Origin of the sequence: Methylobacterium brachythecii, assembly GCF_014196345.1 — a bacterium.
Lineage (GTDB): Bacteria > Pseudomonadota > Alphaproteobacteria > Rhizobiales > Beijerinckiaceae > Methylobacterium > Methylobacterium brachythecii.
On record NZ_JACIDN010000003.1, the window covers coordinates 447,845 to 460,116 of the forward strand.

Annotated in this window: 12 protein-coding genes; 8 read left to right on the top strand and 4 right to left on the bottom strand. The window is 65.5% G+C overall.

All coding sequences use genetic code 11. From position 1 onward, the window contains the following. Positions 1 to 50: 50 nt before the first annotated feature. Positions 51 to 392 (top strand): hypothetical protein, encoded by a 342-nt coding sequence (locus GGR33_RS09745; protein ID WP_183504421.1) that lies wholly within the window; start codon positions 51 to 53, stop codon positions 390 to 392. A gap of 25 nt (positions 393 to 417) precedes the next feature. Here the strand turns inward: GGR33_RS09745 and GGR33_RS09750 are convergent, their stop codons facing one another. Then, the gene (locus tag GGR33_RS09750) at positions 418 to 642 is read right to left on the bottom strand and encodes a hypothetical protein (protein ID WP_183504422.1); all 225 of its coding nucleotides are present in this window, start codon (positions 640 to 642) and stop codon (positions 418 to 420) included. Positions 643 to 823: 181 nt separating this feature from the next. Further along, the gene (locus GGR33_RS09755) at positions 824 to 1,807 is read right to left on the bottom strand and encodes a CobW family GTP-binding protein (RefSeq protein WP_183504423.1); all 984 of its coding nucleotides are present in this window, start codon (positions 1,805 to 1,807) and stop codon (positions 824 to 826) included. 338 nt (positions 1,808 to 2,145) lie between these two features. On the opposite strand from GGR33_RS09755, the gene GGR33_RS09760 reads away from it, so the two are divergent. The 3 genes from GGR33_RS09760 (at position 2,146) to GGR33_RS09770 (ending at position 8,353) form a co-directional block, all read left to right on the top strand. Continuing rightward, positions 2,146 to 3,504 carry an efflux RND transporter periplasmic adaptor subunit gene (locus GGR33_RS09760; RefSeq protein ID WP_246412938.1) on the top strand — a complete coding sequence of 453 codons (1,359 nt, stop codon included), beginning with the start codon at positions 2,146 to 2,148 and terminating at the stop codon, positions 3,502 to 3,504. Positions 3,505 to 3,525: 21 nt separating this feature from the next. After that, the gene (locus GGR33_RS09765; protein WP_183504424.1) at positions 3,526 to 6,678 is read left to right on the top strand and encodes an efflux RND transporter permease subunit; all 3,153 of its coding nucleotides are present in this window, start codon (positions 3,526 to 3,528) and stop codon (positions 6,676 to 6,678) included. Positions 6,679 to 6,811: 133 nt separating this feature from the next. Next, positions 6,812 to 8,353 carry an efflux transporter outer membrane subunit gene (locus tag GGR33_RS09770; protein WP_183504425.1) on the top strand — a complete coding sequence of 514 codons (1,542 nt, stop codon included), beginning with the start codon at positions 6,812 to 6,814 and terminating at the stop codon, positions 8,351 to 8,353. Here GGR33_RS09770 and GGR33_RS09775 read toward each other — a convergent pair. After that, complete coding sequence (locus tag GGR33_RS09775) at positions 8,348 to 8,920, bottom strand: TetR/AcrR family transcriptional regulator (protein WP_183504426.1); 573 nt, start codon at positions 8,918 to 8,920, stop codon at positions 8,348 to 8,350. The two genes, GGR33_RS09770 and GGR33_RS09775, sit on opposite strands and share 6 nt — an antisense overlap. Positions 8,921 to 9,172: 252 nt before the next feature. On the opposite strand from GGR33_RS09775, the gene GGR33_RS09780 reads away from it, so the two are divergent. From GGR33_RS09780 to GGR33_RS09795, 4 genes are all read left to right on the top strand, one after another. Next, positions 9,173 to 10,105, top strand: coding sequence for a quinoprotein relay system zinc metallohydrolase 2 (locus tag GGR33_RS09780; protein ID WP_183504427.1), 933 nt, complete (start codon positions 9,173 to 9,175; stop codon positions 10,103 to 10,105). Between the two features lie 67 nt (positions 10,106 to 10,172). Next, entirely contained in the window at positions 10,173 to 10,988 is an 816-nt protein-coding gene (locus GGR33_RS09785) for a quinoprotein dehydrogenase-associated SoxYZ-like carrier (RefSeq protein ID WP_183504441.1), read from the top strand. Between the two features lie 7 nt (positions 10,989 to 10,995). After that, a complete protein-coding gene (locus GGR33_RS09790) occupies positions 10,996 to 11,607 on the top strand; it encodes a rhodanese-like domain-containing protein (protein WP_183504443.1) in 612 nt (203 codons plus the stop codon). Positions 11,608 to 11,627: 20 nt separating this feature from the next. Beyond that, positions 11,628 to 12,014 carry a thioredoxin family protein gene (locus GGR33_RS09795; protein ID WP_183504445.1) on the top strand — a complete coding sequence of 129 codons (387 nt, stop codon included), beginning with the start codon at positions 11,628 to 11,630 and terminating at the stop codon, positions 12,012 to 12,014. A gap of 23 nt (positions 12,015 to 12,037) precedes the next feature. Here the strand turns inward: GGR33_RS09795 and GGR33_RS09800 are convergent, their stop codons facing one another. Continuing rightward, positions 12,038 to 12,220, bottom strand: coding sequence for a hypothetical protein (locus GGR33_RS09800; RefSeq protein ID WP_183504448.1), 183 nt, complete (start codon positions 12,218 to 12,220; stop codon positions 12,038 to 12,040). Positions 12,221 to 12,272 lie beyond the last annotated feature (52 nt).

The window sequence follows — 12,272 nt, forward strand, 5'->3', positions numbered from 1 at the left end:
CGGTCGGCAGCAGGCAATTGTCGCACCGAGCATTTCGAAAGGTCGACGTGATGATCCAGTCCTCCTCGTCGCCTCTTCGATGCCTCGCCCTGGTGGGGCTGATCTTTCTGGCGTCGGCTCTACCGTCTTCGGCTCAGGATCTCCTCGACCTCACGGCACCGAAGGCGCCGCCGCCGCCCGAAGTCGCGGCCTTCGTCAAACGTCTGGCCGGCTGCAATCATTGGGCGGGCGAGGAGGCGACCGATCCGGAGCGGGGCGAGCAGATCGCCCAAGCGAGATTCCGGCTGAGGTGCAACACGGTCGCCCAGGACGAGAACCGTCTGCGCGCCCGTTTCGCAAAATTCCCCGCTGCCCTGGAGGCGCTCGACAACGCCGGGAGCAGCGAGGATTGACCGCGTCAGTCGACGGCCGGCCGGCTCACTCGGCATCCTTCAACTGCCCGCGAACATAGCCGCGTGAGATCAGGCGGCTGCGCTCCCTGGCACGGCGTTCGGCCGCCATCAGGTCGGACAGCGCATCGGTCACGGCGCAGCGAAGCGCCAACCGCGCGTCACCGTGGGTGGTCGCGAGATACGCGGTCACGATGTCGTCCACCGGGCAGGGAGGCGGCTCGTGCTGTTCGGCGTGCGCATTCCTCGCCATGACCCTGTCCCTCGAACCAGATGAGAACGAAAGAAGAACAGGACACGGGCCGAGCGCTGCGGTCAACCGCTGAAATGACCGGCTGCGGCCGCGCCGGAGCGGCGGCCGCCATGCGGATTTTCCCCCTTGCGTCGCTAACCCGTTGGCCGGGCTGATACCGGCTCCGGCCGAGTGGCTTGCCCTACGCCTTGCAGGCCAGGAAGCCCTCGCGGATCGCATCCGCATCCAGGTTGCGGCCGATGAACACCACGCGCGACACGCGAGGCTCGTCGTTGCGCCAATCCGCCTGCAGATCGCCATCGAGGATCATGTGGACGCCCTGGAACACGAAGCGCTTCGGCTCGTCGGGAAAGGCGACGATTCCCTTACAGCGCAGGATGTCCGGACCCTGCTCCTGGGTGAGCGTCGAGATCCACGGCATGAAGGTCTCGGGATTCACAGGCCCGTCGATGCGCGCCGAGATCGACTGGATCTCCGAGTCGTGATGCGCGTGTTGGCCTTCCTCCAGGAAGTCGGGTTCGACCTCCAGAATACGGGCGAGATCGAAGGCATTGCGCTCCAAAACGGCGTCGAGCGGCACGGCGCATTTCTGCGTGCGGTGGATCGTGGCGAAGGGGTTGATCGACCGGATCACGCCTTCGACCCGGTCGAGATCGGACGGCTCGACGAGGTCGGACTTGTTCAGAAGGATCACGTCGGCGAAGGCGATCTGATTCCTAGCCTCCGGCGCGTCCTTGAGACGGTCCGTGAGCCACCTGGCGTCGGCGACCGTCACCACGGCGTCGAGGCGTGCGGCCTCACCGACGTCCTGGTCCACGAAGAAGGTCTGCGCCACGGGGGCCGGATCGGCGAGGCCGGTGGTTTCCATGACGATCGCGTCGAACTTGCCTCGGCGCTTCACCAAGCCGTCCATGATGCGGATCAGGTCGCCGCGTACGGTGCAGCAGACGCAGCCGTTGTTCATCTCGAACACTTCCTCGTCCGCACCGACGACGAGGTCGTTGTCGATGCCGATCTCACCGAACTCATTGACGATCACGGCGTAGCGCTTGCCGTGGTTCTCGGTGAGGATCCGGTTGAGCAGCGTCGTCTTGCCGGCACCGAGATAGCCGGTGAGCACTGTGACGGGGATCTTCTCCGAAGAGGGGCGCGCGGTATCGGACATGAGGGCTCGTGGAGTTGCCGGCGGCGATGGCCGTCGTTGGATGACCTAGCACGCTGTCATATTGTGTCATCGGGCTCGCGTTAGAAGGCGTCCAATGCAGGCGAGCCGAGGATCCTTTGCCATTTTCACCCGTCACTGACGGCACTTGTCAGAGACGTTCAAGCTTGGCAGTTCAGGCCGCCCGGCGTCGATCGCCGGGGAGGCAACGAACGATGCCGCTTGCCCTGCCTTATAGAAGCCGGATCAAGGAGTTCTGTGCGTCGCGGCGCGCGGGCTTCATCGCTGATTCGCTCCGATCGACGATGACCGCAGCACCGTGACCACGAGCCCGAGATAGCATGGACGCGCGCAAACCCGTTGAGCCCGAGGCGGATTCCGCCCGCGCCTATTTCGAGGAGACCCGCGAGCGGCCCCGCCGGTCGATGCTGCGTCTCGGCATCCTCCTGTCGATCGTCGTCGCCGTGGTCGCAGCCGTTGCGATCTGGCCACAGCCCGTCCGCGACGCCGCCGAGAAGGCAGTGGCCATCGCGCAGGGCTTCATGCCGGGCAAGCACGAGGCCGAGGAGACGCCTGGCGATAAGCCCGAGACCAAGACCGCCAATGCGGGCGAGCGGGTCTTCCGCCCGACGAAGGAGCAGCGCACCGCCCTCGAGATCAAGCCGGTCGCCCCAGGGACCTTCCGCCCGGAATATGCCGCCGAAGGCCGTATCGCGATCAACGAGGACGACAACGTACCCGTCACCTCGCCCTATTCGGGCCGCGTGACCAAGGTGCTCGCACGCGCCGGCGACGACGTGAAGGCGGGCCAAGTGCTGCTGACCATCGAGGCCAGCGACATGGTTCAGGCCCAGAACGATTACCAAGGTGCCCTCAATGGGCTCAACAAGGCTCAAGCGCTCTACAAGCTCGAACAGAACATCGCCTCGCGGCAGCAGGAACTGTTCCAGGCACGCGCCACGTCGCTCAAGGATTACGAGCAGGCCCAGAACGACATCATCGCCGCGCAGAGCGACCTCAAGACCGCCGAGGCGTCCCTGCAGGCGGTGCGCAACAAGCTGCGTCTCCTCGGCAAGACCGATGACGAAATCACGGCCTTCGAGAAGGCCGGGCGCATGAGCGCGGAGACCGAAATCCGCGCGCCGATCGCCGGTACCATCGTCCAGCGCAAGGTCGGCGTCGGCCAGTATATTTCGTCCTCCGGCGACCCGCTCTTCGTGATCGGCGACCTCTCCACCGTCTGGCTCATCGCCAACGTGCGCGAGAGCGAGGTGCCGAAGGTGCGCATCGGCCAGGAGATCGACGCCCGGATCGTCGGATTTCCGCGCACGATCTTCCGCGCCAAGATCAGCTACGTCGCCACCAGCCTCGACGCGGCCACGCGGCGCCTCGGCGTGCGGGCGGAGCTCGACAATCCCGACCGCTCGCTCAAGCCCGAGATGTTCGCGAACTTCACCATCACGACCGGCGGCGACCGGTTCTCACCGAGCATTCCGAGCGCTGCAGTCGTCTACGAGGGCGAGAAGGCGCATGTCTGGGTGTCGCGCCCCGACGGCGCAATCGAGGCCCGCGACGTCAAGCTCGGCCTGACCAACGGCGACAACGTCCAGGTCGTTGACGGTCTCAAGAACGGCGAGGAGGTCGTCACCCGCGGCGCCATCTTCATCGACCGCGCCGCCAGCGGCAGCAACGCGTCCTAACGGACCGCTACGGGACGCGCCATGAACGCCCTGATCGTCTTCTCCCTCAAGCAGCGCGTCCTGGTCTTCCTGCTGTTCCTGACGACGCTCGGGATCGGTTACGCCAGCTACCTGCAGCTTAACATCGAGGCCTATCCCGACCCGGTGCCGCCGCTCGTCGACGTCATCACCCAGGTTCCGGGCCAGTCGGCCGACGAGATCGAACGCTACATCACGATCCCGCTGGAGGTGCAGCTCGCCGGTATCCCGAACGCCACGGTGGTGCGCACCATCTCGCTGTTCGGCCTCTCCGACGTGAAGGTTCAGTTCAACTACGAGTTCACCTACCAGGAAGCGCTGCAGCGGGTGCTGAACCGCCTGTCGCAACTGCCTCCGCTGCCGAATAACGCCCAGCCGCAGATCTCCCCGACGAGCCCCGTCGGCGAAATCATGCGCTACAAGATCACCGGCCCGAGCGGGTTCACGCCGACCGACCTGAAGACCCTGCAGGACTGGGTCCTGCAGCGCCGCTTCAAGGCGATCCCCGGCGTTGTCGACGTCACAGCTTTCGGCGGCAAGGCCAAGGAATACGAGATCGCGGTCGACCTGAACCGGCTCCAGGCCTACGGCCTGACGCTCGTCCAGGTGATCAACTCGCTGAACAATTCGAGCATCAACGTCGGCGGCCAGACGCTGAACGTCGGCGAGCAATCGGCCGTGGTGCGCGGCGTCGGCCTGATCCGCGACATGGACGACATTCGCGAGACCATGCTGACGCAGGTCAAGGGCGTTCCTGTCCTGGTGCGTCACGTGGCGGAGGTGCGCGTGTCGAGCGCGCCGCGCCTCGGTATCGTCGGGCACGACGACCAGAGCGACGTCGTCGAGGGCATCGTGCTGATGAGCCGCGGCGGGGAGAGCCTGCCGACGCTGCGCCGTGTCGAGGCCGAAATCGATCGGATCAACGCGTCCACCATCCTACCGCCAGGCGTGAAGATTGAACGCATTTACGACCGCAGCGGCTTGATCGAGACCACCACCCACACGGTGATGCACAACCTCGTCTTCGGCGTGATCCTGGTCTTCGTGGTCCAGTGGCTGTTTCTAGGCTCGCTGCGCAGCGCCATCATCGTCGCCGCGACAATTCCCTTCGCGCTGGGCTTCGCCATCGCGATCCTGGTGATCCGCGGGGATTCCGCGAACCTGCTGTCGCTGGGCGCCATCGATTTCGGCCTGATCGTCGATGCCACCGTGATCATGGTGGAGAACGTGTTTCGCCACGTGGCCGAACCGGAACACAGCGAGGGGCAGAAACCGCCCGGCGGCCTCACCGGCCGGCTCGGCATCATCGCCATCGCCGGCTCCGAGGTGAACCGCGCGATCTTCTTCTCGGCGACGATCATCATCGTCGGGTTCCTGCCACTGTTCACGCTGACCGGCGTCGAGGGCCACATCTTCGGACCGATGGCCAAGACCTACGCCTACGCGCTGGTCGGCGGCTTGCTCGCGACCTTCACGGTGTCGCCAGCGTTATCGGCGCTGATCCTGCCGAAGCACGTCGAGGAGCGCGACACCCTGATCGTTCGGGCCATGCGTTTCGGGCACGTGATCGTGCTGCGCATGGCCCTCAACCACAAGATCTTGGCGCTCGGCATCACGCTCGCCGTGCTCGCCGCCTCCGGTATTGCCGGCAAGACGCTCGGCCTCGAATTCCTGCCGAAGCTCGAAGAGGGCAACCTCTACATCCGCGGCACCATGCCGGGTTCGATCTCGCTGGAGGCCGGAAACGCCTATGTCGAGAAGATTCGCGGCATCGTCCGCGAGGTGCCGGAAGTCGTCACGGTGCTGTCGCACCAGGGCAGGCCCAGCGACGGTACCGATGCCACCGGCTTCTTCAACGTCGAGATTCTGGCACCGCTCAAACCCATCGATGAGTGGCGCAAGGGCCTGAGCAAAGAAGAGATCATCGCCGAACTGCAGGCGAAGTTCGCGGCCGACTTCCCCGGCATCGAGTTCAACTTCTCCCAGTACATCGAGGACAACGTCCAGGAGGCGGCCTCGGGCGTGAAGGGCGAGAACTCGGTCAAGATCTACGGCAGCGACCTCGAAGAGATCACCAAGGCCGCCAACAAGATCAAGGCTGTGCTCGCCACCGTTCCCGGCGTCGAAGATCTCGCGGTGTTCACCTCACTCGGCCAGCCGACGGTGCGCATCGACGTCGACCGCCGCAAGGCGGCCCGGTTCGGGCTATCGCCCGGCGACGTCAACACCACGGTTCAGGCCGCCATCGGCGGACAGGCGGCAGGCGATCTCTATGAATACGGCTCGGACCGGCACTTCCCGATGCGCGTGCGCTTGGCTCCGGAGTACCGCCGCTCGCTGGAGACGATCCGCAACATCACCATCGGCGCTCAGCAGGGCGACAGCGTCGTGCAGGTTCCGCTCTCGGAGATCGCAAGCGTCGACCTCGTATCGGGCGCGGCCTTCATCTACCGCGAGGACCAGGAGCGATACATTCCGGTGAAGTTCTCGGTGCGTGGGCGCGATCTCGGCGGCGCCGTGATCGAGGCGCAGAAGCGCGTCGCGGACGAAGTACAACTGCCGGCCGGCTATCACCTCGAATGGGTCGGCCAGTTCACCAACCTGCAGGACGCCGTGGCACGCCTCACGGTGGTCGTGCCGATCACCCTCGCGCTGATCGCGCTGCTCCTCTACGTCAACTTCTCCTCCGTCGTGGACATGGTGCTGACCCTCAGCGTGATCCCGATGGCGATGATCGGCGGCATCTTCGCCCTGGTGCTGACGGGCACGCCGTTCTCGATCTCGGCGGCGATCGGCTTCATCGCGCTCTTCGGCATCTCGACGATGGAAGGCGTGATCCTGCTGGCCTACTACAACCAGCTGATCGACGAGGGGCAGACCCGCAAGGACGCGGTCTGGAACGCGGCCAACATCCGCATGCGGCCGGTGATGATGACCTGCGTCGCGGCCTGTGTCGGCCTGCTGCCGGCTGCGATCTCCACTGGTATCGGCTCGCAAGTGCAGAAGCCGCTCGCTCTCGTGGTGGTCGGCGGAATCACGTTGGCTCCGAACCTCATCCTCGTCGTGGTTCCCGTGTTGATCTCCCTGTTTTCACGACGTCGTCCGCAGCGGGTCGCCGAGGGATCGGGCGCTCGCGCGCATGCGAGCGCGGCCTGAACCGGGGCAACCCGTGCTGCCCCCGCAACACGCGCCGGAAAGGCTCGTGCGCAACGGAAGCTTCGCGTTGACACGCGGCCTGCACGGGCGCCTGTGCAGTGCGAAGACGCCGTGCGTATCGCTGGACGGGGGCATGCTGGGAGCGACGCAGAGATCGGGACGCCTGCGCTCGACCGTCGCCATCCTGGCGCTGGCCTCGGGGCTGTCCGCCTGCGCCGTCGGGCCCGACTACATGGCGCCCGCAGATCCGGCCGTCACCGGCTATACCCGGGAGCCGCTCAAAGATCCGCACGCGGCCAGCGGCATGAAGACGACCCAGGGCGGCTCCGCGGATCAGGATTTCGTCAAAGGCGCCGACATTCCCGGCCAGTGGTGGACGCTGTTCCGCTCCAAGGCTCTCAACCGCCTCGTCGAGGAAGCGCTGGCGAACAACCCCTCGATCGACGCCGCCCAGGCCTCGCTGCGCATGGCGCGCGAGAACGTCGAGGCGCAGAAGGGCACGCTTTTCCCGACGGTCGGCTTCAACGGCCAGGGTTCCTACAACAAGGCGGCCGGCGGCCAGCTGCAGGGCCCGCTCAACGATCCGACCAAGCTCACCTACAGCCTGTTCACGCCGCAGGTGCAGGTCGCTTTCACGCCGGACGTGTTCGGCGGAAACCGACGCCAGATCGAAGGGCTGGAGGCGACAGCCGAGAACCAGCGCTTCCAGCTCGAGGCGGCGTATCTGACCCTGACCTCGAACGTGGTGCTCGCCGCGATCCAGGAAGCCTCGCTGCGCGCGCAGATCGACGCGACGAAGAAGGTCATCGCGGCCCAGGTCGAGGTGCTCAACCTCTACAACAAGCAGCTTTCGCTCGGGCAGATCGCCAGCGCCGACGTCATCCAGCAGCAGGCACAACTCTCGGTCTCGCAACAATTGCTGCCGCCGCTGCAGAAGCAGCTCGCCCAGCAGCGCAACCTGCTGACCGCGCTGGTCGGGCGTCTGCCGAGCGACGAGGTGAGCGAGACCTTCACGCTCGCCAGCCTGCGCCTGCCGACCAAGATACCCGTCAGCCTGCCTTCCCGGCTCGTGCAGCAGAGGCCTGACGTCAAAGCAGCGGAGGGCCTGGTACAGCAGGCGAGCGCCGGCATCGGCGTCGCGGTCGCCAACCGCCTGCCGCAATTCACGATCAGCGCCAATGGCGGATCGAGCGCGTTGCAGATCGCGAAACTCGCGACCTCTGCGGCGGGCTTCTATTCGATCATCGGCACCGTTGCGCAGCCGATCTTCGACGCCGGCACGCTCTACCGCCGCCAGCGCGCCTCGGAGGAAGCGCTGACTGTCGCCCAGGCCCAGTATCGCCAGACCGTCATCACCGCCTTCCAGAACGTCGCCGACACTTTGCGCGCCTTGCAGTCGGATGCGGACGCGGTGGCGGCGGCGTCCGCGGCGGAGAAGGCGACGAGCGAGAGCGTCGGCCTGATCCGCAAACAGTTCGAGGCGGGCGCCATCAACAGCGCGCAGTTGCTGATCGGGCAGCAAGCCTACCTCTCGGCGCTGGTCACCTCAGCCAGCGCCCGCGCCAACCAGTATGCGGACACCGTGGCGCTGTTTCAGGCGCTCGGCGGCGGCTGGTGGAATCGCATGGACGTCGCACCGCCGCGGCCCGAGAAGGAATTGGCGCCGTTCCTATGAGGCGGGCGGCCTGAGGCTGTCCCCGAGCGCCCTCAAGCTGCTCGCGAAACCTTCCGAGCCGGCGAGCAGGCGCTCCAGCAGCAGCGCCCCTTCGAGCGTCGCTACGACCATGCGGGCGCTTGCGGCGGGCTCGACGCTCGCGCGGATGCTGCCATCGGACATGCCCTCGGCCAGGACGCGCTCGAGCCAAGCGATGTGCTTGTCGAAGAAACGGGCGATGTCCCGGCGCAAGGTCTCCGGCAAAGTGTCGAGTTCCACGGCGAGGGCGGCGCATAGGCAACCCAGTCCCTGCTCCACACCGGACAGGTAGAGCCGGCCATAGGCCTCGATCCGCGCGACGCCGTCCGAGTGTCCCTGCAAGATCGCCGCGAGCGCCTCGTCGTAGCGCGCGTCGTAGGCCGCCACGAGGGCGATCGCGAGATCTTCCTTGGTGCGGAAATGGTGGTGGATGCTCGCCTTGCGGATGCCGACGGCGTCCGCGAGGTCGGCATAGCTGAAGCCAGAATAGCCGCGGCCTCGTACGAGAGCCTCGGCTTGCATCAGCAGTTCGCTGCGTGTGTCCCTCATCGCCCGTCGTCTGTGCCCATCGGGATCACGGCCATCCATCTCACGTCATGTCTTCACGACGCCCCGGCAGCGGCAACGTCATGCAAGGCTGGTGCAGATTGCCGATCTTACCCGAATCTTCGTCGCGGATCTTGACCTGATCTCTGGCTACCTACTAAATGGTAGAAAGACAAGATGGAGGAGACGACGGATGAGCGTGCCCGCTGCAAGCGGATCGACTCTCTGTGTCGCGATGGTCGCAAAGGCTACGCGATGAGCCCGCACGCGAACCGCCGCGAGGCCCTGTTCGGCGGCCTCTGCCTCTGCTGCCTTCCGACCCTCGGGCGCTCGGCCGAAGCATTCGGGCTCGACGAGGTCGCTCCGGGAATCTTCGTCCGCCGCGGCATCGACGGGGAGGCGAGCGCCGATAACGCCGACGCCATTGCCAATATCGGCTTCATCGTCGGCCGCGACTCGGTCCTCGTCACGGAATCGGGTGGCAGCCGCGCCGATGGTGCCTGGCTCCGGGCTGAGATCCGGAAGCGCACGGACAAGCCGATCAGTCACGTCGTGCTGACCCATGTCCATCCCGACCATTGCTTCGGCGCTTCGGCGTTCAGCGAGGACAAGCCGGTCTTCATCGGCCATCACGCGTTGCGTGGCGCGCTGGAGGCGCGCGGCGACTTCTACCGACAGCGGCTCGAAGACCTGCTCGGAGCCGAGAAGGCCGGAAACGTCATCTATCCGACGATGGAGGTGAAGGACGCTGCCGAGATCGATCTCGGCGGCCGCAAGCTCAGCTTTCACGCGCACGGGACCGCACACACCAACTGCGATCTTTCGATGCTGGATTCCGAGAGCGGCCTGCTGTTTCCGGCCGACCTGCTGTTCGTCCACCGAATCCCCTCGCTCGATGGCAGCCTGCTCGGCTGGTTCAAGGAGATCGAACGGCTGAAGACTTTCGGCGCAAAACGCGCCGTGCCCGGCCACGGCCCGACCACCGTCGATCTGGAGCCGGCCCTCGCCGACATCACCCGATATCTCACCGCCCTGCGTGACGAGACGCGCAAAGCGGTCTCCTCGGGCGTTTCCATCGAGAAGGCGATGCAGACCGTCGCCCAGGACGAGCGGGGCAAGTGGGCGCTGTTCGACAGCTACAATCCGAGGAACGTCACCCAGGCCTACAAGGAACTCGAGTGGGAGTGATCTCATTCGAACGAGTATTCAAGGCGGCGCGGATCGCGCTAAGCTCATCAGCAATCAGGAGGAAGCCATGAAAGCCTCGATCCTAGCCCTCGGGCTTTCGCTGTCGGTCACCGCGCTCGGTGCGGGAACGGCCTACGCCGCGGGTGCATCGGACACCGACCAGGAGCGCGCGGAACGCTGGAACGACCTCAAGAAGGAGCTCTTCGCCGGCAAGGCCATCGAGCCCAGCGACACGATGGTGAAGATCGATGCGCCGAAGCGTGCGGACGACGCCGCTCTGGTGCCGATCACCCTGACCCTTCCACAGAAGGACAAGGTGAAGAGCCTGTCCCTCGTCATCGACGACAATCCGACGCCCTATGCCGCCCACTTCACCTTCGGGCCGGCCGCAGACCCCGGCGAGGTCAAGCTGCGCGTGCGCATTAACAACTACACCAACGTCCACGCCGTCACGGAGACGACGGATGGAAAGTTCTACGAGTCCGTGGGCTTCGTGAAGGCGTCCGGCGGTTGCTCGGCCCCGATGGGGATGAGCGACGAGGAGGCCATGAAGGGCATGGGCGAGATGCGGATGAAGTTCGGCGAGATGGGTGCCGGCAAGCCGGCCGAAGCGACGCTGATGATCCGCCATCCGAATTTTTCGGGAATGCAGATGAACCAGGTGTCTCGCGACTACACGCCGGCCCGCTTCATCCAGAAACTCGACGTGTCCTACGGCGACAAGCTGATCTTCCACATGGACGGGGACATCTCGATTTCGTCCAACCCGGTGATCAATTTCGGCTTCAAGCCCGAGGGCAAGGGACCGATCAAGGTCGTCGCCTCCGACAACCAGGACGGCAAGTGGGAGCACACCTTCCAGGCGCCGTCGCCGAGCAACTGAGCGGGCGATGCTTCGCGTCCGCCTAAAGCGCCCCGTCGGAGCGACCATCCTTGCGGCGCTGCTCGTGGCGGCCGCACCAGCGGACTCGCCAGTGAACGTCCCGGAGCCCCTGGAACTCTATGAGGGGCCGCAACATGGATACACACCGTCGACGCTGGATGGCGCGACGGTGGTCGATCTCGCGGCCCTCGACAAACTCATTACCGACGACAAGCCGCTCCTTCTCGACGTCGTTCTCGCCGACCGTAAGCCTGAAGGTCTGCCGCCGGGCACGCTCTGGTCACCATCGCACCGCTCGATCCCCGGGGCGGTCTGGCTGCCTGGGGCAGGGGTGGCGCCGATGAAACCCGAGCAGCAGACTGGCTTCCTCAAGCGCGTCGAGGCGCTGACCGGCGGCGACAGGTCGAAGCCGATCGTCACCTTCTGCCAGCCGGAATGCTGGGGGAGTTGGAACGCCGGCAAGCGGCTGGTCAGCGCCGGCTACAGCCGCGTCTATTGGTGGCCGCTCGGTGTGGAAGGCTGGCAGGACAGCCACGACACGGCCGTCGTCAAGGCGGACAAGGCCTGGACCGCAGCAGCTGACGATAAGGCTCCGCCAGCTGTCGAGCCGCAGCGTTGATACGCAACAAGGAGCCGATCATGGTCACGCGCCGCTGCCTTCTCGCTACCTCGGCCCTGATCCTCATCGGTTCGGCAGCATTCGCGGCAGCGCCGGTGCCTTTCGACGAAGCCGCATTCGATGCAGCGCAGGCCGCCGGCAAGCCGGTCCTCGTGACGATTTCCGCACCGTGGTGCCCCATCTGCAAGGCACAGAAACCGATCCTGCTGAAACTCGGCGCCGATCCGCGCTTCTCCGGACTCTCGATCTTCGAGATCGACTTCGACACGCAGAAGGGTCTGGTCCGCCGCTTCAACGCACGCAGTCAGAGCACCATGATCGCCTTCAAGGGTCAGAACGAGGTCGGGCGCTCGGTTGGGGAGACACAACCTGAGTGGATCGAATCCTTCCTTGAAAAGACCCTCTAGTTGCAATCCTCGCTTGTATGCGCCTAGCCTTGAGGCAGATGCTGAGCCGCGCCCAAAAATTCAGCGAATTCAATCGCATCGGCGTCGCCGCGGCTGTTGACACTCGCCGGGATGTGGCGGAAAAAAGGCACGCCCGGAGACGGCTCGAAGTCCAGGGAGGAAACGCCCGAATAAGGGCAGGCGGGACGGTTCACCGTACCACGCATGTGATGCAGACCTCTCCGGGCTGCCTCTCTCCAAAACGATAGTCCTGATTGG

Coding starts and splice junctions, on each gene's coding strand:
- GGR33_RS09775 (WP_183504426.1), bottom strand. CDS start 8,920: ATGAGGGACACACGCAGCGAACTGCTGATGCAAGCCGAGGCTCTCGTA.
- GGR33_RS09750 (WP_183504422.1), bottom strand. CDS start 642: ATGGCGAGGAATGCGCACGCCGAACAGCACGAGCCGCCTCCCTGCCCG.
- GGR33_RS09745 (WP_183504421.1), top strand. CDS start 51: ATGATCCAGTCCTCCTCGTCGCCTCTTCGATGCCTCGCCCTGGTGGGG.
- GGR33_RS09760 (WP_246412938.1), top strand. CDS start 2,146: ATGGACGCGCGCAAACCCGTTGAGCCCGAGGCGGATTCCGCCCGCGCC.
- GGR33_RS09770 (WP_183504425.1), top strand. CDS start 6,812: ATGCTGGGAGCGACGCAGAGATCGGGACGCCTGCGCTCGACCGTCGCC.
- GGR33_RS09790 (WP_183504443.1), top strand. CDS start 10,996: ATGCTTCGCGTCCGCCTAAAGCGCCCCGTCGGAGCGACCATCCTTGCG.
- GGR33_RS09780 (WP_183504427.1), top strand. CDS start 9,173: ATGAGCCCGCACGCGAACCGCCGCGAGGCCCTGTTCGGCGGCCTCTGC.
- GGR33_RS09795 (WP_183504445.1), top strand. CDS start 11,628: ATGGTCACGCGCCGCTGCCTTCTCGCTACCTCGGCCCTGATCCTCATC.
- GGR33_RS09765 (WP_183504424.1), top strand. CDS start 3,526: ATGAACGCCCTGATCGTCTTCTCCCTCAAGCAGCGCGTCCTGGTCTTC.
- GGR33_RS09785 (WP_183504441.1), top strand. CDS start 10,173: ATGAAAGCCTCGATCCTAGCCCTCGGGCTTTCGCTGTCGGTCACCGCG.
- GGR33_RS09755 (WP_183504423.1), bottom strand. CDS start 1,807: ATGTCCGATACCGCGCGCCCCTCTTCGGAGAAGATCCCCGTCACAGTG.
- GGR33_RS09800 (WP_183504448.1), bottom strand. CDS start 12,220: ATGCGTGGTACGGTGAACCGTCCCGCCTGCCCTTATTCGGGCGTTTCC.